At 66.5% G+C, this 343-nt stretch carries 1 pseudogene; it reads right to left on the reverse strand.

The annotated features are described in order from the left end of the window. Nucleotides 1–343 (reverse strand): annotated as a pseudogene (locus QEP11_RS15665) (hypothetical protein); the annotation flags it as partial.

Here is a 343-nt window from a genome sequence, read left to right on the forward strand (position 1 = left end):
AGTGCTGGCGTCCGTGGGCACCTGCACGGTGGTGCCATCGGGCCAGGTCACCGTCACTGTAGAGCCCGGCTCGCTGACCGTCCCCGAGACCGTGGGCTTGTTGTCTGCATCGGCATCGCTGATCGCAACCGTGGTGCTCGGTGCTGTGGTATCCACCGCGTAGCTTTGCGAGCCTGTCACCGGTGTGCTGGCGTTGCCTGCCGCATCGGCAAACGTGGCCTCGGCCGTGACTGTGGTGTCCTGGGCTGCGGCAAGATCCGCACCCGGCACCTGGGCCGTCCAGGTGCCATCCCCGTTGTCGGTGGCTGCATACGATTGACCGTCCACCCGCACAGTGACTGTC

It is taken from the genome of Comamonas halotolerans, assembly GCF_030162935.1.
Taxonomy (GTDB): Bacteria; Pseudomonadota; Gammaproteobacteria; order Burkholderiales; family Burkholderiaceae_C; genus Comamonas; species Comamonas halotolerans.